The organism is Variovorax sp. KBW07, assembly GCF_003852515.1.
In the GTDB taxonomy this organism is placed as follows: domain Bacteria; phylum Pseudomonadota; class Gammaproteobacteria; order Burkholderiales; family Burkholderiaceae_C; genus Variovorax.
Window position 1 is genome coordinate 54425 of record NZ_QAJK01000024.1, and the last position, 22561, is coordinate 76985.

At 67.0% G+C, this 22561-nt stretch carries 19 protein-coding genes and 1 other RNA gene; 14 read left to right on the forward strand and 6 right to left on the reverse strand.

Annotated features, from left to right (window positions below):
- The first annotated feature begins 111 nt into the window (after positions 1–111).
- The gene (locus DBV14_RS04790; protein ID WP_124458055.1) at positions 112–1179 is read left to right on the forward strand and encodes an oxidoreductase; all 1068 of its coding nucleotides are present in this window, start codon (positions 112–114) and stop codon (positions 1177–1179) included.
- 54 nt (positions 1180–1233) lie between these two features.
- On the opposite strand, the gene rho is transcribed toward DBV14_RS04790, so the two are convergent.
- Complete coding sequence (gene rho / locus DBV14_RS04795) at positions 1234–2499, reverse strand: transcription termination factor Rho (protein WP_013540932.1); 1266 nt, start codon at positions 2497–2499, stop codon at positions 1234–1236.
- Positions 2500–2681: 182 nt separating this feature from the next.
- On the reverse strand, positions 2682–3014 hold the full coding sequence (gene trxA, locus DBV14_RS04800) for a thioredoxin TrxA (protein ID WP_042578306.1): 333 nt from the start codon (positions 3012–3014) through the stop codon (positions 2682–2684).
- A gap of 181 nt (positions 3015–3195) precedes the next feature.
- Here trxA and DBV14_RS04805 point away from each other — a divergent pair, with 181 nt between their 5' ends.
- Genes DBV14_RS04805 through DBV14_RS04815 form a run of 3 tightly spaced genes read left to right on the forward strand, consistent with a single transcriptional unit; the run spans position 3196 to position 10303 of the window.
- Positions 3196–5787 (forward strand): PD-(D/E)XK nuclease family protein, encoded by a 2592-nt coding sequence (locus DBV14_RS04805; RefSeq protein WP_124458056.1) that lies wholly within the window; start codon positions 3196–3198, stop codon positions 5785–5787.
- Positions 5784–9044, forward strand: coding sequence for an exodeoxyribonuclease V subunit beta (locus tag DBV14_RS04810; RefSeq protein WP_124458057.1), 3261 nt, complete (start codon positions 5784–5786; stop codon positions 9042–9044). The genes DBV14_RS04805 and DBV14_RS04810 overlap by 4 nt, the downstream gene beginning before the upstream one ends.
- Complete coding sequence (locus DBV14_RS04815) at positions 9041–10303, forward strand: TIGR03862 family flavoprotein (protein ID WP_124458058.1); 1263 nt, start codon at positions 9041–9043, stop codon at positions 10301–10303. Before DBV14_RS04810 ends, DBV14_RS04815 begins: the two co-directional genes overlap by 4 nt.
- 51 nt (positions 10304–10354) lie before the next feature.
- Here the strand turns inward: DBV14_RS04815 and DBV14_RS04820 are convergent, their stop codons facing one another.
- Both DBV14_RS04820 and ffs read right to left on the reverse strand, forming a co-directional pair.
- Positions 10355–10687 carry a YegP family protein gene (locus tag DBV14_RS04820; protein ID WP_124458059.1) on the reverse strand — a complete coding sequence of 111 codons (333 nt, stop codon included), beginning with the start codon at positions 10685–10687 and terminating at the stop codon, positions 10355–10357.
- Positions 10688–10944: 257 nt separating this feature from the next.
- An RNA gene (gene ffs / locus DBV14_RS04825) (signal recognition particle sRNA small type) lies at positions 10945–11041 on the reverse strand.
- A 178-nt stretch (positions 11042–11219) separates the two neighbouring features.
- Here ffs and dnaX point away from each other — a divergent pair.
- The 8 genes from dnaX to DBV14_RS04865 all read left to right on the forward strand — a co-directional run bounded on the left by dnaX (position 11220) and on the right by DBV14_RS04865 (position 18812).
- On the forward strand, positions 11220–13100 hold the full coding sequence (gene dnaX, locus DBV14_RS04830) for a DNA polymerase III subunit gamma/tau (RefSeq protein WP_124458060.1): 1881 nt from the start codon (positions 11220–11222) through the stop codon (positions 13098–13100).
- A gap of 102 nt (positions 13101–13202) precedes the next feature.
- Positions 13203–13535, forward strand: coding sequence for a YbaB/EbfC family nucleoid-associated protein (locus tag DBV14_RS04835; RefSeq protein ID WP_007836669.1), 333 nt, complete (start codon positions 13203–13205; stop codon positions 13533–13535).
- 7 nt (positions 13536–13542) lie between these two features.
- Positions 13543–14133 carry a recombination mediator RecR gene (gene recR / locus DBV14_RS04840; protein WP_124458061.1) on the forward strand — a complete coding sequence of 197 codons (591 nt, stop codon included), beginning with the start codon at positions 13543–13545 and terminating at the stop codon, positions 14131–14133.
- A gap of 94 nt (positions 14134–14227) precedes the next feature.
- Positions 14228–14620, forward strand: a complete 393-nt coding sequence (locus DBV14_RS04845; protein WP_124458062.1) for an MAPEG family protein — start codon at positions 14228–14230, stop codon at positions 14618–14620.
- 148 nt (positions 14621–14768) lie between these two features.
- Positions 14769–15806: an ABC transporter substrate-binding protein gene (locus tag DBV14_RS04850; RefSeq protein WP_124458063.1), complete on the forward strand. Its 1038-nt coding sequence runs from the start codon at positions 14769–14771 to the stop codon at positions 15804–15806.
- A gap of 60 nt (positions 15807–15866) precedes the next feature.
- Positions 15867–16682 carry an ABC transporter ATP-binding protein gene (locus DBV14_RS04855; RefSeq protein ID WP_124458064.1) on the forward strand — a complete coding sequence of 272 codons (816 nt, stop codon included), beginning with the start codon at positions 15867–15869 and terminating at the stop codon, positions 16680–16682.
- The gene (locus DBV14_RS04860; RefSeq protein WP_124458161.1) at positions 16682–17512 is read left to right on the forward strand and encodes an ABC transporter permease; all 831 of its coding nucleotides are present in this window, start codon (positions 16682–16684) and stop codon (positions 17510–17512) included. The genes DBV14_RS04855 and DBV14_RS04860 overlap by 1 nt, the downstream gene beginning before the upstream one ends.
- Positions 17513–17600: 88 nt before the next feature.
- Entirely contained in the window at positions 17601–18812 is a 1212-nt protein-coding gene (locus tag DBV14_RS04865) for a low temperature requirement protein A (RefSeq protein WP_124458065.1), read from the forward strand.
- A 64-nt stretch (positions 18813–18876) separates the two neighbouring features.
- Here the strand turns inward: DBV14_RS04865 and DBV14_RS04870 are convergent, their stop codons facing one another.
- Complete coding sequence (locus tag DBV14_RS04870; RefSeq protein ID WP_124458066.1) at positions 18877–20487, reverse strand: transglycosylase SLT domain-containing protein; 1611 nt, start codon at positions 20485–20487, stop codon at positions 18877–18879.
- On the reverse strand, positions 20484–21269 hold the full coding sequence (gene gloB, locus DBV14_RS04875) for a hydroxyacylglutathione hydrolase (protein WP_124458067.1): 786 nt from the start codon (positions 21267–21269) through the stop codon (positions 20484–20486). Before gloB ends, DBV14_RS04870 begins: the two co-directional genes overlap by 4 nt.
- On the opposite strand from gloB, the gene DBV14_RS04880 reads away from it, so the two are divergent.
- A complete protein-coding gene (locus DBV14_RS04880) occupies positions 21268–22038 on the forward strand; it encodes a class I SAM-dependent methyltransferase (RefSeq protein ID WP_260396816.1) in 771 nt (256 codons plus the stop codon). The genes gloB and DBV14_RS04880 overlap by 2 nt on opposite strands.
- A gap of 66 nt (positions 22039–22104) precedes the next feature.
- Entirely contained in the window at positions 22105–22554 is a 450-nt protein-coding gene (rnhA, locus tag DBV14_RS04885; RefSeq protein WP_116907394.1) for a ribonuclease HI, read from the forward strand.
- Positions 22555–22561 lie beyond the last annotated feature (7 nt).

Here is a 22561-nt window from a genome sequence, read left to right on the forward strand (position 1 = left end):
TCCCGCAGAGCGATGTCTGCAGGAAGCCGGGCGACGTTGCCCAGCCGCACTTTTCGCGGAGCCCTCGATTATCGCATACTGCCCCATTTTCGAGCAAACCCACCCCTCCAGATGACTTCCAACCCCTTGCGCGCCGGCCTCGTCGGCTACGGTTTTGCCGGTCAGACCTTCCACGCGCCGGTGCTTTCGGCCGTTCCAGGGCTCGAGCTGGCGGCGGTGGCGAGTTCGCAGCCGCACAAGGTCCATGCCGATCGGCCGGGCGTGGCCGTGGTGCCCGATGTGGCGGCGCTCGTGGCCCGTTCCGACATCGACCTGGTCGTGGTCGCCACGCCGAATGCCCAGCACCATCCGGTTGCCAAGGCCGCGTTGGAGGCGGGCAAGCATGTCGTGGTCGACAAGCCTTTCACGCTCGATGTGGCCGAAGCCAGGGAGCTTGAATTGTTGGCTAAGCGCAACAATCGCGTGCTGGCGGTCTACCAGAACCGGCGCTTCGACGCCGATTTCCTGACGCTCAAGGATGTGCTCGCCAGCGGCGAGTTGGGCCGCCCTGTGTATCTGGAGTCGCATTTCGACCGTTTCCGCCCTGAGGTGCGGGAGCGCTGGCGTGAGCAGGCGGTGCCGGGATCGGGGCTGTGGGTCGACCTGGGCGCCCATCTGGTCGACCAGGCGGTGCAGTTGTTCGGCCGGCCCGACACGCTGCAGCTCGACACGGCGGTGCTGCGTGATGGCGCGCTGGTCGAAGACTATTTCCATGCCGTGCTGCGCTACGAAAGCGGCCCGCACGCACCGCTGCGGGTGGTCTTGCATGCCACCACACTGGCCGCCCATGCGGCGCCGCGCTACATCGTGCACGGCACGCGCGGCAGCTACGTCAAGCATGGCGTCGATACACAGGAAGACGCGCTGCGTGCAGGCCAGCGGCCACCGGCGGCAGGGTGGGGCGCCGATCCGCTCGATGGCGAACTCACGCTGATCGGCAGCGACGGGGCACCGCACTTTCGCGCTGTGCCAACGCGGGCCGGCAACTACGTCGATTACTACGCCGCCGTGCGCGACGCCATTCTTGGCACAGGCCCGAACCCCGTGCCGCCCGAGCAGGCTGTCGCGCTGATGGAGTTGCTCGACATCGGCCGCCAGAGTGCCCTCGAAGGCCGCGCCATTCAAACCTCGCGCCCATGAAAAAAGCGCGTCGGCCCGTGGGGGCCGACGCGCTTTTGCGGGAGAGCCTGAAGCTCAGCCGCCGCGACGCATCATGTCGAAGAACTCGACATTCGTTTTCGTCGCCTTCATGTTCTTGAGCATCAGCTCCATCGACTCGATCTCGTCCATGTTGTACATGAGCTGGCGCAGGATGCGGGTCTTCTGCAGGATCTCGGGGGCCAGCAGTAATTCTTCACGGCGCGTGCCGCTGCGGTTGAGCTGGATCGACGGGAACACGCGCTTTTCGTACAGGCGGCGGTCGAGGTGGATTTCGGAGTTGCCGGTGCCCTTGAACTCTTCGAAGATCACTTCGTCCATGCGGCTGCCGGTGTCGATCAGCGCGGTGCCGATGATGGTCAGCGAGCCGCCTTCTTCCACGTTGCGCGCGGCGCCCAGGAAGCGCTTGGGGCGCTGCAGCGCGTTGGAATCGACGCCGCCGGTGAGCACCTTGCCCGACGAGGGCACGACGTTGTTGTAGGCGCGGGCAAGGCGGGTGATCGAGTCCAGCAGGATCACCACGTCCTTCTTGAGTTCGACCAGGCGCTTGGCGCGCTCGATCACCATTTCGGCGACGTGCACGTGGCGGGCGGCAGGCTCGTCGAAGGTCGAAGCAATGACTTCGCCCTTCACCGTGCGCTGCATTTCGGTCACTTCTTCAGGGCGCTCGTCGACGAGCAGCACCATCATGTGGACGTCGGGGTAGTTGGCGCTGATCGCGTGGGCGATGTGCTGCATCATCACCGTCTTGCCGCTCTTGGGCGGCGCCACGAGCAGGGCGCGCTGGCCTTTGCCGATGGGGGCGATGATGTCGATGATGCGGCCCGTGATGTTCTCTTCGCCCTTGACGCCATCGCGTTCAAGCTTCATCTGTTCCTTGGGGAACAGCGGCGTCAGGTTTTCGAACATCACCTTGTGCTTGTTCTGCTCGGGCGGGCCGTCGTTGACCTTGTCGAGCTTGGTCAGCGCGAAGTAGCGCTCGCCGTCCTTGGGCGTGCGCACTTCACCTTCGATCATGTCGCCGGTGTGCAGGTTGAAGCGCCGCACCTGGCTGGGCGAGATGTAGATGTCGTCGGTGCTGGCCGTGAAGCTGGTGTCGGGACTGCGCAGAAAGCCGAAGCCGTCGGGCAGGATTTCGAGCACACCGTCGGCAAAGACCTGTTCGCCAGCCTTTGCGCGCTTCTTGATGATCGCGAACATCAGCTCCTGCTTGCGCATGCGGCCGACGTTTTCGATCTCAAGCGCTTCAGCTTGCTTGAGGACTTCAGACACGTGGAGTGCCTTGAGTTCGTTTAAGTGCATGGAATGACCCCTCGCGGGGTAATCGAACGGAAAACGGGGGGAGGTTTGATGTGAAGCGAGAACTGCTTCACTAACCGGGGAACTCGAACCGGTTGCCAGTAAGGGCCGGTGATCTGTGGGAGATTATGACAGTAAAAAACGCTCCGGCCAACGCATTGCGCGTCGGCCGGATCAAATGTCGCTCAGGCGAGTTGCTGGTCGATGAAGGCCGTGAGTTGCGCCTTGCTCATTGCGCCGACCTTGGTGGCGGCCAGCTGGCCGTCCTTGAACAGCATCAGCGTGGGGATGCCACGGATGCCGAACTTGGCGGGGATGTCGCGGTTCTCGTCGACGTTCAGCTTGGCGATCTGCAGCTTGCCTTCGTAGGTGGCCGAGACTTCGTCGAGGATCGGGGCGATCATCTTGCAGGGGCCGCACCATTCGGCCCAGTAGTCGACCAGCACGGGCTGGCTGGACTTGAGCACGTCGGCCTCGAAAGAGGAATCGGAGATGTGTTTGATGAGTTCGCTGGCCATGTAATGGGTCCTTGTGCGCAGGGAGTTTCGGTGCAGCTAAAGTGCAGGTCATTGTGACAGAAACCAAGGGGCGGGGTGCCATGCGCGGACGCTATGGCGACGATAGCCAAAGCCTCACGAAGCTTCACCAAAGCCCCTTGCCGGTCACCTCCACGCGCGCTCTCCAACCCCTCGATAGAACATGAACGAAGGCCACCCTGTACAGGCCCTGTGGTGCGATCCCGCCGACGGCGTTGTCGCGCGGATCGTCCGCGCGCTCGCCGAGCGCCAGTTGCACGCCGCCCGCACCGTCGTGCTGGTGCCCTATGCGCAGCTGATGGGCGTGGCGCGGGGCATGTGGGCGCGTTGCGGCAGCCCCGGCTTCGTGCCGCGCTTCGAAACCACCCACAACTGGGCACGCAGCGCGGGCGGGTTCGTTCCGACCGGCTACGACATTGCGCACGACATGGCGCGCGACCTCGTCACGGCCCAGGCCCTGCTGTCGCAGTCCGGCTTCAACGCCGAGCGCTTCGCCCTGGCTGGCCGGCTGGTCGAGCTGGCCTACCAACTGGCGCCGCTCGCGGCAGCCGTCTCGCCCGAAGAACGCGGTGCCGAATGGGCGCAGCGCGCGTCTCAGGTGGCCGATGCCGGCAGCGAGTCCGAGTGGTTTCGCACCGAAAGCGCACTGATCCGCATCGCCGTCGCCTGGGTCGCGAACTCGGGCTTTGCCACCGATGTGCTGATGCGCGAGTCCACGCGCGATCAGGTCGATGCGCTGATCGTGCTCGAAGGCTTCCAGACCGATCCCCTGACGCAATCGCTCTGCAACCTGTGGGGCGACCGCGCCTTTCACCTGTCCCTGGTGCCCTCGAATGCACCGGCGGAGCCCGCGGCTTCGCACGTTGCGCTCGACCCCGAAGACGAGGCCGAACTGGCCGCAGCCTGCGTGCTGCAGCACCTTGCCGAAGGGCGCGCGCCGGTCGCGCTGATCGCGACCGACCGCGCGCTCACGCGCCGCATCAGCGCCCAGCTGAAGGCCCAGGGCATCGTCACGCACGACGAAACCGGCTGGAAGCTTTCCACCACCCGTGCCGCTGCCACGCTGATGAGCGCGCTGCGCGCCTGCACGCACGACGCCGGCAGCGACCAGGTGCTCGAATGGCTCAAGAGCAGCGCCGGCGGCGATGCGATGGCCGTGCAATCGCTCGAAGTTCGCCTTCGCCGAGAGGGCGTGCGCGAGTGGTCGGCCTGGTGCGCACTGGCGGCACGCAGCGAGAAGCCGCAAGACGTGGCGCTGCTGTCCTTCACCGAGGCCATCGAGGCGCGCCGCGCGCCCATGATCCGTTCCCGGCCGCTGGCCGAATGGCTTCGCGCGCTGCGCGAACTGCTGGAGGCCGGCGAGCAATGGGAGCCGCTCGCGGACGACCTCGCCGGCGGCAAGGTGATCGGCGCGCTGTGGCTCGATGCCGACGCCCATGGCGACGACGGCGATTTTCCCGGCGGCCGTCACACGCTCGCCGAGTTCACGGCCTGGGTGCGCGACGTGCTCGAAGACGCGAGCTTCGTGCCGCCCGCGGGTGACCAGGCACCGAAGGTCGTGGTCTTGCCGCTCTATCAACTGCTGGGGCGCGCATTCGGCGCCGTGGTCATTCCCGGGTGCGACGATCGGCGCCTGCCCGCATCGCCCGAGCCGCCCGGCAACTGGAGCGCAGCCCAACGCGCCGACCTGGGCCTGCCTTCGCGCGAGGTGCTCGAAGCTGCGCAGCGCGCTGCCTGGGCCGCGGCGCTGCACAACCCTTCTTGCGAAATCTTGTGGCGCCAGTCCGACGCCACCGGCGAGCCGGTAAGCCCGAGCCCCCTGGTGCAGGCGCTGCACCTGGACCATGCCCTGCAGCCCACCGCCGACCCGCGCACGCCGCGCGAGGTTCCGGTGCAGCCCACCGCCTACCCGACGCCTTCGGGCGCATTGCTGCCTTTGCAGAACATCTCGACCAGCGTCTACGAAGACCTGCGCCGTTGCCCCTATCGCTTCTTCGCGTTGCGGCAACTGGGCCTGCGCAGCGCCGACGAGCTCGATGCCGAGATCGACAAGCGCGACTTCGGCAACTGGCTGCACGCCGTGCTGGGGCATTTCCAGGAGGCGCTGCTCGAAACCCCGACGCAAGATGCGCAGGAGCGCATCGCACGCATCGAGGACGCCGCCCAGCGTGCGACGCGCGAACTCGGCCTGTCGGACGCCGAATTCCTGCCGTTCGCCGCTGCGTGGCCGGCGGTGCGCGACGGTTACCTCGAATGGCTCGTGCGGCACGAGGCGGGCGGCGCGGTCTTCGTCGAAGCCGAGCCCTGGAAAGAGCAGCCGCTGGGCGAGCTGCGCCTGATCGGCCGGCTCGACCGCGTCGATCGCACCGCCGATGGCAAGGCCTTCGTGATCGACTACAAGACTGAGTCCGCCACCGTCTCCAAGGAGCGAGTGAAAGACCCGACCGAAGACACGCAGCTCGCCTTCTACGCGGCCCTGGTGGCCGACGACACCTTGCGCGCGGCCTATGTGAACGTGGGCGAAAAATCCTCCGGCACGCAGACCGTCGAGCAGCCCGCGGTGGTGGAGGCACGGGACGCGCTGGTGGCAGGCATCATCAGCGACTTCACCCGCATCGCGCAGGGCGCGCCGCTGCCGCCGCTGGGGGAGGGCGGGGTCTGCGACTACTGCGCCGCACGCGGCCTGTGCCGCAAGGATTTCTGGAGCGATGAGGCTCCCCGGGGTGGCCCGGCAGGTGGAGGCGAAACGAAATGAGCGGCGCAGCCTACGAACACAACGGCAAGCACGTCGCGCGCGAAGCCTTCTACACCGTCGCCTGCGACCCGCGCCGCTCGGTCGCCGTCGAGGCCTGCGCCGGCGCGGGCAAGACCTGGATGCTGGTGTCGCGCATCCTGCGCGCGCTGCTCGAAGAAGGCGAATCGGCCTGCGAGCCGCACGAGATACTGGCCATCACCTTCACCAAGAAGGCGGCCGGCGAAATGCGCGAGCGGCTCGACCAGTGGCTGGAGCAGTTCGCCGAACAACCGCCCGAAGAACTGGTGAAGCAGTTGGTGATGCGCGGTGTCGATCCCGCTGCCGCGCTCGCCGCGGTGCCGCGCCTGAAGGGGCTCTACAGGCGCCTGCTCGAAGGCGGCCGGCCGGTGCAGTTCCGCACCTTCCACGCTTGGTTTGCGGGCCTGCTGCGCAATGCACCGCTGGCGGTGCTGCGCGAGCTGGGCCTGCCGTCAAACTACGAACTGCTCGAAGACGATGCCGAGGCGCGCAGCCACACCTGGCGGCCCTTCTTCGAGGCGGTCACCGCCGACAAGAACGCGCTGGCCGACTACTACGCCGTCGTCGCCACGCATGGCCGTTCACAGACCGCCAAGGCACTCGGCGAAGCGCTGTCGAAGCGCGTCGAGTTCCTGCTCGCCGATGCCAACGACGTCGTCGACAGCGGCGTGCAGCCCGCCGGCCTGCTGTTCCCCGCGTATGCCGATGCGGCCGATCCGGCCGAGGTGCTGTTCGATACGCCGGCCATCTGCGACGCCCTCTGGGCTGCCGCGCGGGCATTGGGCCGTGCCAGCGCGCCGACTTTCTCGGCCAAGGGCAGCGAGCTGGAGCAGGCCATCAGCGCGCGCCATGCGCAGGGCGTGCTCGATGCGCTGCTGACGCAAAAGGGCGAGGCGCGCAAGTTCAGCGAAAAGCTCGCCGGGCTGGAACAGGTGCGCATCGCGCAGGGCCATGCCATCGAGCACGGTGCCGCACAGGCCCAGCACGCGTCATGGCTTTTTCAGCAGCGCATGGCGCGGCTCACGCGCATCCTGATCGCAACCTTCGCCGAGGTGAAGCGCGCGCATGGCTGGGTCGACATGAACGATGTCGAGCAGGCCGCGCAACTGCTGCTGGGCCAGTCGGCCCTGTCGGGCTGGGTGCAGGAGCGGCTCGACGCACGCATCGCCCATCTGCTGATCGACGAGTTCCAGGACACCAATCCGCTGCAATGGCAGGCGCTGTATGGCTGGCTCAGCGCGTACACCGGCGCGCAGGGCCGGGCGCCGCGCGTCTTCATCGTGGGCGATCCGAAGCAGAGCATCTACCGCTTCCGCCGCGCCGAGCCGCAGGTGTTCATTGCCGCCAAGAAATTCGTGCGCGAAGGGCTCGACGGCGAGCTGCTCAACTGCGACCACACGCACCGCAATGCACGCGCGGTCGTCGGCCTGGTCAACCAGGCGATGCTGGCCGCGCAGGAGGCCGGTGAGTTCGACGGCTATCGCGCCCACACCACCGAGCGTGGCGACGAGGGCGAACTGCTCAAGCTGCCCGCCATCGACCGCGACGCGCTCGGCTCTGCCGTGGAAGCGGCGCCTGCCGACGACGGCATGCTGCACTGGCGCGACAGCCTCGTCACGCCGCGCGTGCTGCCTGAAGAACAGCTGCTGCAGAAAGAGTGCGAGCAGGCCGCGCGCTGGGTGGTGCAACGCATTGCCGACGGCACGCCGCCACGGCAGATCATGGTGCTCGCGCGCCGCCGCAGCCGCCTGTCCGCCATGCAGGACGCATTGCGGCAGCGCCACATTCCCGTGCAGCAGCCCGAGAAGAACGAGTTGCACGACGCCCCCGAAGTGCAGGACATGGTCGCGCTGATCGATGCGCTGGTGTCGCCCGCGCACGACCTGTCTTTGGCGCAGGCGCTCAAGTCGCCGCTGTTCGGCATCGACGACGAGGCGCTGGTGCAACTGGCGCTGCGCCAACGCGAGCGGCCGTCGGCCAGCTGGTTCGGCTTGATCCAGAAGGGTGAAGGCCTGCCGCCGGTGCTGGTCGACGCCGGGGTCAAGCTCAAGAAATGGCAGCGCTGGCTGATGGCCATACCGCCTCACGATGCGCTCGACGCCATCTTTCACGATGGCGACGTGCTCGCGAAATTCGGCGCCGCCGTGCCTGCCTCCATGCGGCAGGGCGCGCTGGCCAATCTGCGCGGCTTGCTCTCGGCATCGCTCGATATCGACGGCGCGCGTTTTGCCACGCCTTATGCGCTGGTGCGAGCCCTGCGTGCTGGTGGCGTGCGTGCGCCCTCCGTGGCCGCGCCCGATGCCGTTCAACTGCTGACCGTGCACGGCGCCAAGGGCCTGGAAGCCGACACCGTGCTGATGCTCGATTGCGATGCCGCGCCGCCGCGTGCGCAGACCATGGGCGTGCTGGTCGAATGGAAGGGCAGCGACAGCGCGCCCACGCGCTTCGTCTTTCTCGCGAGCGAGAAAACGCCGCCCCTCTGCGCGGCGCCGTTGCTCGAAGAAGAGCAGCGCGCGCGCCATCGCGAAGAACTCAACGGCCTGTACGTCGCGACAACGCGGGCGCGCGAACGGCTGGTGCTGTCGTCGGTTCGGCCGGCGCGTGGTGCCAACGAAGGCAGTTGGTGGACGCGGCTGGAGCCGCTGTGCGAGCCCACCGAGGCCGATGAGCCGCTGGTCGCGCCGCCCATCGAGACGGGTGTGGCCAGCTTCGCGATGAAGCGGATGCCTGTGCTGCCCGAGTCCGCCACCGAGCAGCCTTCCGCCAAGAAAGCAGCCGATGCCACGGTCGATGCGCGCGCCGCGGCCTTTGGCCAGGCCATGCACCGGCTGCTCGAATGGGCGGTGCCGGGCGAGCCGCTGCCGCCGGCCCATGTGCGCGCCGCGGCCCGCGAATTCATGCTCGATGCCCAGCAGGCGCGCGGTGCCGCGACGCTGGCCGAACGCATCCGCGCCGGCGCCGGTGCCTGGGTGTGGGACGATCGCAGGGTCGACTGGCATGGCAACGAAGTCACGCTGGTCCATGAAGGAGAGACCTTGCGCATCGACCGCCTGGTGCGCGAGCGCGCCAGCGGTGCCTGGTGGATCCTCGACTACAAATCTGCCGCGCGCCCCGAACGGGACGCGGCGCTGATCGCACAGATGCAGCGCTACCGCGCGGCAGTGCAACATGCCTACCCCGGTGCCACGGTGCGCGTCGCGTTCCTCACCGGGCAGGGCGAACTGGTAAATCTCGAATGACTGTTTCTCCTGTCGTCGCCGTGATCGGCGGCGGACCCGCCGGCCTGATGGCGGCCGAAGTATTGAGCGCGTCCGGCGCGCAAGTGCACCTGTACGACGCCATGCCCTCCGTGGGCCGCAAGTTCCTGCTGGCCGGCCGCGGCGGCCTGAACCTCACGCATTCCGAGCCCTTCGACGTGTTCATGAGCCGCTTCGGCGAGCGCCGCGCGCAGCTCGAGCCGATGCTCGTGCAGTTCGGCCCGCAGCAGGTGCGCGAATGGGCGACCGGCCTCGGCATCGAGACGTTCGTCGGCACCTCGGGCCGCGTGTTTCCGACCGACATGAAGGCTGCGCCGCTGCTGCGCGCGTGGCTGCAGCGGCTGCGTGCGGCGGGTGTGCGGTTTCATATGCGCCATCGCTGGCTGGGTGCTGGGGATGGGGCGTTCGATGCCGCTGCCTTGCGGTTCGCGACGCCGGCGGGCGAAGTCGCGGTGAAGGCCGATGCCGTGGTGCTGGCACTGGGCGGCGCAAGCTGGGCGCGTCTGGGGTCGGACGGTGCTTGGGCGCCGTGGCTGGAGGCGCAGGGCGTGGATATCGCGCCGTTGCTGCCCGCCAATTGCGGCTTCGATGGCAGTGGCTGGAGCGAGCATTTCTCCAGCCGCTTCGCGGGCCAGCCTTTCAAATCGGTCGCCATTTCGTTCACCGACAGCCAGGGGCGCCGCTTTGCGCGCAAGGGCGAGTTCGTGGCGACTGCCACGGGCATCGAGGGGAGCCTGATCTATGCGGCGTCGGCGCTGTTGCGCGACGAGATTGCCGCACAGGGCAGCGCGACGCTGTTGCTGGACCTGTTGCCCGACCGGACGGCCGAACAGGTTCTGGCCGCTGTGAAGCACCCACGCGGCGCACGCTCCTTGAGCAGCCACCTCAAGAGCCGGCTCGGGCTCGAAGGCATCAAGGCCGGCGTGCTGCACGAGGCGCTCAGCCGCGAGGCCATGCAAGACCCGGCGCAACTGGCGGCCACGATCAAGGCGGTGCCGCTGAAGCTGGTCGCGACGCGGCCGGTTGACGAAGCAATCAGCACGGCGGGCGGCGTGCGCTTCGAGGCGCTCGACGCGCAACTCATGGCGAGCGCCTTGCCCGGCGTGTTCGCGGCAGGGGAGATGCTGGACTGGGAGGCGCCGACCGGCGGCTATCTGCTGACGGCGTCGATGGCGAGTGGCGCGGCGGCTGCGCGCGGGGTTGTCGATCGGCTGGGCCTCCGGGCGCCCCGGGCCGACTGATCTTCGGCCGGGAGAAACGTTGCAAGCCCTGTCCGGGCTTGCATGTCCCTGTCAGGTGTTGTCCTTGACGGTCTTCGTCGTGCCGTTTGCCTTGACCGAGGCAATGCCCGTTTCGCGCGACTGCTCCGAGGCATACATCTGGCTCGTGCCGATGACCTGATGGTTCGCAGCCCTGAGGTTGAAGAACAACTTTCCGTTGGTGGCAGTCTTTTTTTCATAGCGGTCGTCGGCCGAGCAGTTGGCCTGTACGGAGGCAATGCCGTTTTCCGCCGAGCCCTTGGCGACGTACTGTTCGCTGGTCAAGATGCTCTCGCCATTGCCTGCCTTGAGAACGAAAAAGTACTGACCGTTGGTGCTTTTGCTCAATTCAAACCAGCCTGCCATTTTTGGATGCTCCTGTGATGGAGAGCGCAGCGTCGACGCCGCCGGTTCTCCTGCCAGATTCAAAATCGAATCCGCGCAGAGCCTATTCCGTGAGGGCGCAGTGGACAAGCCTGGCCTCGAGGAATCTGGAAGGACGACGAATTTGTTCACGAACGGCAGAACTCGCGGGTCGCGACGATCTAGCGAGGTTCTGCAGAGCGGTGCTTGCCGCACTTGATGCGCGCGAGTTCCCGGGAACTCGCGGCTTTTGATGTTAGGTTGACGAGCCTTACCCCTGGCACTGACTACGCAGTTAGGGCTGCTTGGTTCCCCACCTGACCCGGTTGGCCACTTCACCATGCAGGGAGGCCCGTCAGCCTGCATTCTAACCCGCACGCCGCGCGCACTTTCGTGCCGCTTCGCCAATCCCTTTCAGGGGGAGCGGCATCGGGGCCCAGGCAAGGCCTGCCTCCACCGTCTCACGAAAAAGACAAGCTCTTTTGATTGCAGGGTCGGCCCGGAGAGGGCCGCTGCGCCTTTTAGAATGCCCGCAATGTCTTATCTCGTGCTCGCTCGCAAGTTCCGTCCGAAAACCTTCGGTGAGATGGTCGGCCAGGGGCATGTGGTCCAGGCGCTCGAGAACGCGTTGACCACGCAGCGCCTGCACCACGCCTACCTTTTCACCGGCACGCGGGGCGTGGGTAAGACCACGGTTTCGCGCATCCTGGCGAAGTCGCTCAACTGCCAGGGCCCGGACGGGCAGGGCGGCATCACGGCCACGCCGTGCGGCGTATGCCAGGCCTGCCGCGACATCGATTCCGGCCGCTTCGTCGATTACACCGAGCTCGACGCAGCCTCGAACCGCGGCGTCGACGAAGTGCAGTCGCTGCTCGAACAAGCCGTCTACAAGCCGGTGCAGGGGCGCTTCAAGGTCTTCATGATCGACGAAGTGCACATGCTCACCAACACCGCGTTCAACGCGATGCTGAAGACGCTCGAAGAGCCGCCCGAATACCTCAAGTTCGTGCTGGCCACGACCGACCCGCAGAAGGTGCCGGTCACGGTGCTGTCGCGCTGCCTGCAGTTCAACCTGCGGCCCATGGCGCCCGAGACGGTGCTCGAACACCTGACCAGCGTGCTGCAGACCGAGCAGGTACCGGCGGAGCCGCAGGCACTGCGCCTGCTGGCACGCGCCGCGCGCGGCTCGATGCGCGACGCGCTGTCGCTCACCGACCAGGCGATTGCATTCGGTAACGGCGAACTGATCGAAACCGGCGTGCGCCAGATGCTCGGCAGCGTCGATCGCGGCCACGTGTTCCGCCTGATCGAAGCGCTGGCGCAGGGCGACGGCAAGACGGTGGTCGACACCTCCGAGGCGCTGCGCCGCGACGGCATGTCCGCCGCTTCCACGCTCGAAGAGATGACGGCGGTGCTGCAGGCCATGGCGGTGCTCCAGGCCGTGCCTTCGCGGGCCGAATCTGCCGATTCGGCGACCGACCCCGACGCGGCGGACACCGCGCGCCTGGCCGCACTCATGCCGGCCGACGAAACGCAACTGCTCTACAGCCTGTGCCTGCACGGCCGTGGCGAGCTGGGCCTGGCGCCCGACGAATACGCCGCGCTGACCATGGTGCTGTTGCGGCTCCTGGCCTTCAAGCCTTCCAACGCGGCTGCTTCGACGGCCACCCCGGAAAAAAAAACTCTGAATGAAGCTGCGGTCGCGGCGCCGGCCCCCCCGGCGCGCGTCGCTCAGCCCGTTCCAGCGCCTGCACCAGCAGCGGTTCGCCCCGCGGCCGAGCACCCCGCAGCGCCAGCTCCGACGCCACCGGTGCCCGCCCCGGCAGCCGCTCAATCCGCCCCGGTTCCGGCCGGGCAGCGCCTGTCGGTCGTCGACGAACCCATGCGGCAGGCCGCGCCCCGCAACGAGGCCGGCGATTCGTCGTCCGCAGCCAAGGTCGTCGGCGTGCCGATTCGCGTGCAACCGCCGCCCGGCGCGCGCGATGCGCCCCGCGCCGAAGAGGCGCGTGCAACCTTCACCCCCATCCAGACCAGCGAAGACGGCGACTTCTGGTACGCCACGGTCACGCAGCTGATTGCCGCCGAAGCCATTGCGGCGCTGGCACGCGAGCTGGCCCTGCAGTCGCAACTGGTGGCGCGCGACACCGACCAGTGGATGCTGCGCATCGAGCGCGAAACGCTCAACCAGCCTTCCAGCCGCGAAAAACTCACCGCCGCGCTGAATGGCCTCGGCCATGAGGTCAAGCTGGTCATCGAGATCGGTGGCGTGACCGACAGCCCGGCGCGCCGGAACAAGCAGGCCGCCGACGAGCGCCAGCGCGTGGCCGAGGAGGCCATTCACAACGACCCCGAAGTGCAGGCGCTGATGCGCGACTTCGATGCGAAGATCGTGCCCGGAACGCTGAAACCGGCCTGACCCGACCAAGGCAACAATCCCATGCCAGCCCTTGTGGCTGTTCGGTGCGACCGCCATCTCTCTTATCCTTCCTCCACTTTCCAACCAAATACAGGACCAACGATGTTCAACAAAGGACAACTGGCCGGCCTCATGAAGCAGGCGCAGGCAATGCAGGACAACCTCAAGAAGGCGCAGGAAGAACTGGCGCACATCGAGGTCGAAGGCGAATCCGGCGCTGGCCTGGTCAAGGTCGTCATGACCTGCAAGCACGACGTCAAGCGCATCACCATCGATCCGAGCCTGCTGGCCGACGACAAGGACATGCTCGAAGACCTGGTGGCCGCCGCCTTCAACGCCGCCGTGCGCAAGGCCGAGGAAACCAGCGAGCAGAAGATGGGCAAGCTCACAGCCGGCATGCCAGGCCTTCCGCCCGGCATGAAGCTGCCGTTCTGAGCCATTGATGGCCGACGCCAGTTCGCTCGACGCATTGGTCGATGCGCTGCGCCGCTTGCCCGGTGTCGGCATCAAGTCGGCCTCGCGCATGGCGTTTCATTTGCTGCAGCACGACCGCGACGGCGCGCAGTTGCTGGCGCGCGCGTTGCAGCAGGCGGCCGGCAACGTGCAGCATTGCGAGCTGTGCAACACCTTCACCGAAGCGCGGATCTGCAGTGTCTGCATGGACTCGCGGCGCGACGGCAGCAAGCTCTGCGTGGTCGAGACGCCGGCCGACCAGGCCGCGCTCGAACGCACCGGCGCATTCCGCGGCTACTACTTCGTGCTGATGGGCAAGCTCAGCCCGCTCGACGGCATCGGGCCCAAGGACATCGGGCTGCAGAAGCTCTTCAACCGCGCGCTCGACGGCACGGTAAGCGAAGTGATCCTGGCCACCAACTTCACGGCGGAAGGCGAAGCCACCGCGCACGTGATCGGCGAAACGCTCAAGCAGCGCGGGCTCAACGTCACGCGCCTTGCGCGCGGCGTGCCGGCCGGCAGCGAGCTGGAATATGTCGACCTCGGCACCATCGCGCACGCGCTGGTGGACCGCCGATAGACCTGCTCCGCAGTGCCCCGCAATGCCCTGAAAGGCATCGGAAAAGGGCATCACAAATGGCATCGCGCCCGCCGCGCAACGGAGACACTTCGACATGACTTTTTCATTGCTCACGGTAGCCTACTGGTGCGTGTTCATTGCCTGCGGCCTGCCGTACCTGGCCGCATGGATCGCCAAGGCCGGCAGCTTCGGCCCGCGCGACAACATGCACCCGCGCGACTGGGCTGCGAAGCAGAGCGGTTGGCGCGCGCGTGCCAACAGCGCGCAGGCCAACAGCTTCGAGGGCCTGCCGTTCTTCATCGGCGCGGTGGTCATTGCGCATCAGCTCGGCGCGGCACAGGCGCGGCTCGACATGCTCGCGGTGGCCTACGTGGTGCTGCGCGTGATCTACCTGGCGCTGTACATCAAGGGCATTCCCGCTGCGCGCAGCGCGGTCTGGGCGCTCGCGTTTCTCGTCAACATCGCGATCTTTTTCATCGCGCGATAGGCGCATGCAGAGGGCCCGCGGGAGGCCTTCGTGCTTACGTGAAAACCCGCACGGGATCACCCCGATGCAGGTAGGTGAGGGCGCCCCTAAGCTCGATTCAGTTCACAGGAATCACAGAGCCAACAAGCCCCGTTACAGGCACCGTTTCATGCTTCACCGCCGTACCCTCATTTCCGCTTCCGCCATCGCTGCCGCAACGATCGCCTTGCCGCGTGTCTTTGCGCAACAGGCGAAGCTGGAAAAGACAAAGGTCTCCATCGCGGTCGGCGGCAAGGCGGCGTTTTATTACCTGCCGCTCACCATCTCCGAACAGCTCGGCTACTTCAAGGCCGAAGGCCTCGACGTCGAGATTTCCGACTTCGCCGGCGGTGCGCGTGCGCTGCAGGCCGTGGTCGGTGGTTCGGCCGATGTGTGCTCGGGCGCCTACGAACACACCATCAACCTGCAGGCCAAGAACCAGTTCTTCCAGGCCTTCGTTCTGCAGGGCCGCGCGCCGCAGATCGCGGTGGGCGTGTCGACCAAGAACATGCCGGGCTACACCGGCATCCAGGATCTCAAGGGCAAGAAGATCGGCGTCTCGGCACCGGGCTCGTCGACCAACATGGTGGCCAACCTGATGCTCTCGCGCGGCGGCCTGAAGGCCAACGACGTGAGCTTCATCGGCGTGGGCGTGGCGGCCGGCGCGCTCACAGCATTGCGCTCGGGCCAGATCGATGCCATCAGCAACACCGACCCCGTGATGACCATGCTCGAGCAGAAGGGCGACGTGAAGATCATCACCGACACGCGCACGCTCAAGGGCACGCAACAGGTGTTCGGCGGCACCATGCCGGCAGCCTGCCTCTACGCGTCGAGCGAGTTCATCCAGAAGAACCCCAACACCTGCCAGGCGCTGGCCAATGCCATCGTGCACGGGCTCAAGTGGCTGCAGACGGCAGGGCCGGGCGACATCATCAAGACGGTGCCCGAAACCTATCTGCTCGGCGACCGCGCGCTGTACCTTGCGTCTTTCGACAAGGTGCGCGAAGCCATTGCCACCGATGGCATGGTGCCGACCGACGGTCCCAAGACCGCCCTTGCCGCCATCGCGAGCTTCGACACTTCCGTGAAGGCCGACAAGATCGACCTGACCAAGACCTACACCAACGATTTTGCAAGGCGCGCGAAAGACAGGTTCAAAGCCTGATTCCGAACGTCCCCGCGACCCGGCTCAGGCCGGGTTTTTTAATGCCCTGTCCGATGTCCGATGTCCGACTACGCACTCGAACTCCTTTCCATAAGCTGCACCTTCCACTCGAAGGATGACCCGGGCCAGCGCTACACCGCGGTGGCCGACACCACGCTGCGCATCAAGGCCGGCGAATTCGTCTCGGTGGTCGGCCCCACGGGGTGCGGCAAGTCGACGCTGCTGAACGTGGGCGCGGGCCTGCTGGAGCCTTCGTCGGGGACGGTCAAGGTTTTCGGGCAGACGCTTTCGGGCGTCAATGCGCGTGCCGGCTACATGTTCCAGACCGAAGCGCTGATGCCCTGGCGCAGCGCCATCGACAACGTGATGGTGGGCCTGCAGTACCGCGGCGTGCCCGACGCCGAGGCGCGCAAACAGGCCGAGGCGTGGCTCGCCCGCGTGGGGCTCTCGGGCTTTGGCGACCGCTATCCGCACCAGCTCTCGGGCGGCATGCGCAAGCGCGTGGCGCTGGCGCAGACGCTGGTGCTCGACCCCGACGTCATCCTCATGGACGAGCCCTTCAGTGCGCTCGACATCCAGACGCGCCAGTTGATGGAGAACGAGGTGCTCGAGCTCTGGAGCGCGAAGAAAAAAGCCGTGCTCTTCATCACGCACGACCTCGACGAGGCCATTGCAATGAGCGACCGCGTGGTGGTGCTGTCGGCCGGCCCGGCCACGCACCCCATCGGCGAGTTCGCCATCGATCTTGCGCGTCCGCGCGACGTGGCCGAGGTGCGCACGCAGCCGCGCTTCGTGGAGCTGCACACCCAGATCTGGGAAGTACTGCGCGACGAGGTGCTCAAGGGCTACGCGCAGCAACTGAAGAAGGCCGCATGATGCCGCGCCTGAACGAACGCAACGCGCGCTTCTGGCAACTGGCGCTGCTGGTGCTCATTCTTGTGGGCTGGCACCTGGCGTCGCGCAACCAGCAGTTCGCCTTCTTCGTCGGCGAGCCGATCCAGGTGGCGGGGCGCATCTGGAGCTGGTTCCTGCCGTTCGAGGTGCCGCCGAACGCGCTGTTTCCCGAAGGGTTGAAGGGCAACGCCGACATCTACCTGCACCTGGGCACCACGCTGCTGGAGACGGTGCTGGCCTTCGGCATCGGCACCGTGCTGGGCCTGGCCTGCGGGCTCTGGCTGGCGCTGGCCCCCACGGCCAGCATGATCCTTGACCCGTACATCAAGGCGGCCAACTCGATGCCGCGCGTGATCTTGGCGCCTATCTTCGCGCTGTGGTTCGGCCTGGGCATCTGGAGCAAGGTGGCACTGGCCGTCACGCTGGTGTTCTTCATCGTGTTCTTCAACGTGTACCAGGGCGTGCGCGAAGTGAGTCCGGTGGTGCTGGCCAACGCGAAGATGCTGGGCGCCAACCAGCGGCAGCTGCTGCGCACCGTGTACCTGCCGAGCGCGACGAGCTGGGTGTTTTCAAGCCTGCACACATCGGTCGGGCTGGCCTTCGTGGGCGCGGTGGTGGGCGAGTACCTGGGCTCGGCGCGCGGCGTGGGCTACCTCATCTTGCAGGCCGAGGGCACCTTCGACGTCAACACCGTGTTCGCCGGCATCGTGGTGCTCACGGCCTTTGCGCTGGTGCTCGACGCCATCGTGGGCGTGGTCGAAAAGCGCTTGATGAAGTGGCAGCCCAAGAGCGGCGAAACCGAAAAGCTCTAGCGCCTGGGCGTATCGGCTCGAGTTGCCCATCGTGCGATGATCGCGCCCGTGCGCTGGGAGGCGCGACAACGACTTACGGGGGTGAATCTTGAACCACAACAAGAACCAGCACGCGAGCACCTTGCGCACGCGTGGCGAGTCGGCCAGGGTCTTGAACGAAGAGCTTTTCTTCGACCTGGTCTACGCGTTTTCAGTCACGCAACTGTCCCACTACCTGCTGGACCATCTCACCCTGCTGGGCGCGCTCCAGACGCTGGTGATGTGGTTCGCGGTCTGGCTCGGCTGGCAATACACGGCGTGGGCCACCAACTGGTTCAACCCCGGCGCGCTGCGCATCCGGGGCATGCTGTTCGGGATCATGCTGCTGGCGCTGGTCATGGCCTCGGCCTTGCCCGGCGCCTTTGCCGAGCGCGGCCTGGTGTTTGCACTGTGCTTCGCGGGTATACAGGTCGGGCGCACCTTCTGCATGCTGGTGGCGGTGGGGCGCGACCATGCGCTGGCGCCCAACTTCCGGCGCCTGCTGGCCTGGAACTGCGTGGCCGCGGTGTTCTGGATCGGCGGCGGCTTTGCGGAAGGGCAGACGCGCCTGCTGCTCTGGTTCGGCGGCGTGCTGTGCGAATACATCGCGCCGATGATCGGCCTGCGGTTTCCAGGGCTGGGCCGTTCGTCGACTGCCGAGTGGACCATCGACGGTGGCCACCTGGCCGAGCGCTGCCAGCTGTTCGTGATCGTGGCGCTGGGCGAATCGGTGCTGGCCACCGGTATTGCTTTCGGGCACCACGCCGAATGGCATGCGGTGGACCTGTTCGCGCTGCTCGTGAGCTTTGCCGGCAGCCTTGCCATGTGGTGGATGTACTTCGACACCAGCGCCAAGGAGGCCACGCACGTCATCGAGCATTCGAGCGACCCCGGCGGCGTGGGCGCCAAGTTCCACTACACCCACGTGATTCTGGTGGCCGGCATCATCGTGTCGGCGGTGGCCGACGAACTGGTGATCGGCGAAGGCTCGCACCACGCGCAGTGGAAGTACCTCGGGCCCTTGCTCGGCGGGCCTGCGCTCTACCTGTTCGGCAATGCGCTGTTCAAGCGCGTGGTGCGCGGCTTCCTGCCGCAATCGCACCTGTACGGGCTGGGCCTGCTCGCGGTGCTGGCGGTCTTTGCGTCGCACCTGTCGGTGCTGGTGGTGGGCACGCTCACGACCGTGGTGATGATCGCCGTGGCAACGCTGGAGGCCGTGGTGCGCCGCAGGGCATGGGCGGCTCAGGCCACTGAAGCCTCCTCGAAGCCGCACCCGCACTGAAAGCCGCCTGCCGAGGCCATGCCCGGCAGGCTTTTCTTTCTTCGCCTTTCAGCGCTTCAGCGTTCTAGCGTTTCTTCTTTGCCGGCGTGCCGCCGCGCTTCTCGCGCACGACCTGCTGCTTGCTGCTGGCCGGCACCTTCGCAATGTTGTTGCCACGCGGTGCCGCCGCCGCCTTCACGGGGGCGCCGCCACGCTTGCCCGGCGTCACCGGACGGGCTCGCGCGGCCACGCTCACGCCGGCACCGACACGGGTGGCCGCCGCGGCGCGAATCGGCAGGTACACCACCACGCTGTAGCCACGCTTGAACGCGTGGTTGGGCTTCACGTCGTTCCACTCGGCCACGCTGGCGGGCGCGAGCTTGTAGCGGTGCGCGATGGTGGCCACGCTGTCGTTGCGACCGGCCTTCACGGTGGTGCGGCGGTTGACGATCTCGGGCTGGAAGCTCAGGTGGCCGCCATCGGCCACCACGGCCGCCACGTCTTCCTTGACGCGGGCGCCGCGCGGCACGATGAGCGTCGAGCCGGCCTTGATGAGCATGCGCGGCGGCACGTTGTTGAGCGCGCGCAGGTCGGCTTCGCTCATGCCCGAGCGCTGGGCTGCGTCGGCCACCGTCATGGTGCTGGGCACCACCCAGGCGGTCCAGCTGGCGTACTGGCCTTGCGAGTAGGCGTCGAAGTTGCGCTGGAACACGGCCGCGTTGTCCCACGGCAGCAGGATTTGCGGCGTGCCGGCCGCGATCAGCACCGGCTTGTGGGCGGCGGGATTGAGCGCGCGAAAGTCGTCGAGCCGCACGTCGGCCAGCTTGGCCGCCAGCTCCACGTCGAGGTCGCGCGTGAGCGTGACGGTCTGGAAGTAGGGGTGGTTGGCAATCAGCGGCAGTTCGGCATTGAAGGCCTGCGGATTCGCCACGATGTTCTTCACGGCCTGCAGCTTGGGCACGTACAGGCGCGTTTCGGCCGGCATCGTCAGGTCGCTGTAGGTGGTGGGCAGGCCCAGCCGCTGGTTCTTGGCGATGGCGCGGCTCACGCTGCCTTCACCCCAGTTGTAGGCGGCCAGGGCGAGCTGCCAGTCGCCGAACATGCCGTAGAGCTTCTGCAGGTAGTCGAGCGCGGCGCGGGTCGAGGCCAGCACGTCGCGGCGGTCGTCGCGGAAGATGTTCTGCTTCAGGTCGAAATCGGTGCCGGTGGCCGGCATGAACTGCCACATGCCCGCGGCGCGTGCACTGGACACGGCCTGCGGGTTGAACGCGCTCTCGATGTACGGCAGCAGCGCCAGCTCGGTCGGCATGTTGCGGCGCTCGAGTTCCTCGACGATGTGGAACATGTACTTGTTCGAGCGCTCCGTCATGCGCTGGATGTAGTCGGGCCGGCTGGCATACCACTGCTCGCGGTCGCGCACCAGGTCGCTCTCGAGGTTGGGCATCTTGAATCCGCGGCGGATGCGGTCCCACATGTCGGTGGGCGGTGCGAGCGTGACGACGCTCTGCGAATGGGCCTGGCCGCTGGAGAGGGGGGAGAGCGCGTCGCGCGGGTAGACCGGGGAGGCGCTGCCGGCGGCTCGGGTGCCGGTTGCGGCTTGGGGGGAGGTGGAGGAGGGAGAAGAGCTGTTGTTCGTGCTTGCGCAGCCCGCAAGCACCAGTGAACCTGCAAGGCAGGTGGCAGCGATAAATTTCATCGGAAGTCGTTTTTCCATTGGCGCAGTGCGGCAAACACGTCGGCTTCGCCTGCATCGGCGGAAAGCTCGGCGTGGGCACGCACCGCTCTAAGGACAGTGGCTTCGCGGCTGCGAAGAAAGGGGTTGATCTGGCGTTCGGTCGCCAGTTGCGACGGCAGCGTGGGCTGCCCCTGTGCGCGCAGGCTTTCGCAGCGCGCGTTGTAGTGAGTCAGATCGTCGTTGCCGGGTTCCACCGCTCGGGCGAAACGCAGGTTAGCAAGTGTGTATTCGTGGGCGCAACATACGCGCGTGTCGCCGGGCAGCGCCGCGAGCGCGTCGAGCGAGGCCAGCATCTGCGCGGGCGTGCCTTCGAACAGGCGGCCGCAGCCGCCCGAGAACAGCGTGTCGCCGCAGAACAGCAGCGGTGCCTGTGCGGCCGTTGTGGGCAGGAAGTACGCGATGTGCCCGGCGGTATGGCCCGGCACGTCGATGACCTGGAAGCGTAGGCCGAGCACTTCGATTTCAGCGGTGTCGCCCTGCGACATCGGCGTGAAAGGCTCGGGAATGCGCTCGCTCGCCGGACCCCACACCGGGGCGCCGGTGGCCGCATGGAGCGCGGCCACGCCGCCGGTGTGATCGGCGTGATGGTGCGTGACTAGAATCGCGGCCAGCTGCAGCTTGTGGCGCGCCAGCGCGTCGAACACCGGTTGGGCATCGCCCGGGTCCACCACGATCGCGTTGGACCCGTCGTGCAGCATCCAGATGTAGTTGTCAGCAAAGGCGGGCAGCGGAACGAGGGTCATGAGCGGTCAAATTATAGGTTTGCAGGATTGGTTCGCGACCCCCCCCGGCCGCTACCTGCTGGCGTGGGAGCAGGCCCAGTTCGACCAGGCGGTGGCCGATGTCTTCGGCTACCACGCGCTGCAGCTGGGCGCGGCCGAGGTCGACGGGCTGCGTGCCAACCGCATGCCGCATCGCTGGCTGGCGCTGGACGACCCGGCCCGGGCCGGCAAGGCGACGCTCCTGACCGACTTCGCGGCGCTGCCGTTCGCGGCCAACAGCCTCGACCTGGTGGTGATGCCGCATGCGCTGGAGCTGAGCCCCGACCCGCACGCCACGCTGCGCGAGGTGGAGCGGGTGCTGGTGCCCGAGGGCCGCGTGGTGATCTGCGGGCTCAACCCGACCAGCCTCTGGGGCATGCGGCAGCGCCGTGCGCACATCTACCGCAAGCTGGGCATCGGCGACCTGTTCCTGCCCGAGGGCGGGGAGTTCATCGGCTACTGGCGCATGCGCGACTGGCTGCGGCTGCTGAGCTTCGAGGTGGAGTCTGGGCGCTTCGGCATCTACCGGCCCTCGGTGCGCAGCGAGGCCTGGCTGGAGCGCTCGCGCTGGATGGACGCGGCCGGCGAGCGCTGGTGGCCCATTTTTGGCGCGGCCTATTTCCTGGTCGCGGTGAAGCGGGTGCGCGGCATGCGGCTGCTGAGTGCCGACTGGCGCCGCGCGGGCGCCCGTGCCACGGCGCCCGTGCCCATTGCCGGCAAGGTGCATCGCAGCGAAGCCGGCAAGAATTGAAGAACGAACAAAAGAACGAATTGATTGAATTGAATGACCGAATCGAAAGCAGAAGGAAAAGCCAGTTTGAATGAAGTCGTGATCTACACCGATGGCGCGTGCAAGGGCAACCCGGGCCCGGGTGGCTGGGGCGCGTGGCTCAAGTCGGGCGCTACCGAGAAAGACCTGTTCGGCGGTGAACTCAACACCACCAACAACCGCATGGAACTCACGGCCGTCATCGAAGGCCTGGCCGCGCTCAAGCGGCCCTGCAAGGTGCTGCTTTACCTCGACAGCCAGTACGTGCGCAAGGGCATCACCGAATGGATTCGCGGCTGGAAGGCCAAGGGCTGGATGACCGCCAGCAAGCAGCCGGTGAAGAACGTCGAGCTCTGGCAGCGGCTCGACAAGCTGGTGGCCGAGGGCGGCCACCAGATCGAATGGCGCTGGGTCAAGGGCCACTCGGGCGACCCGGGCAACGAGCGCGCGGACATGCTCGCCAACAAGGGCGTCGACAAGGCGCTCGGCCGGATCTGAGGCGCGT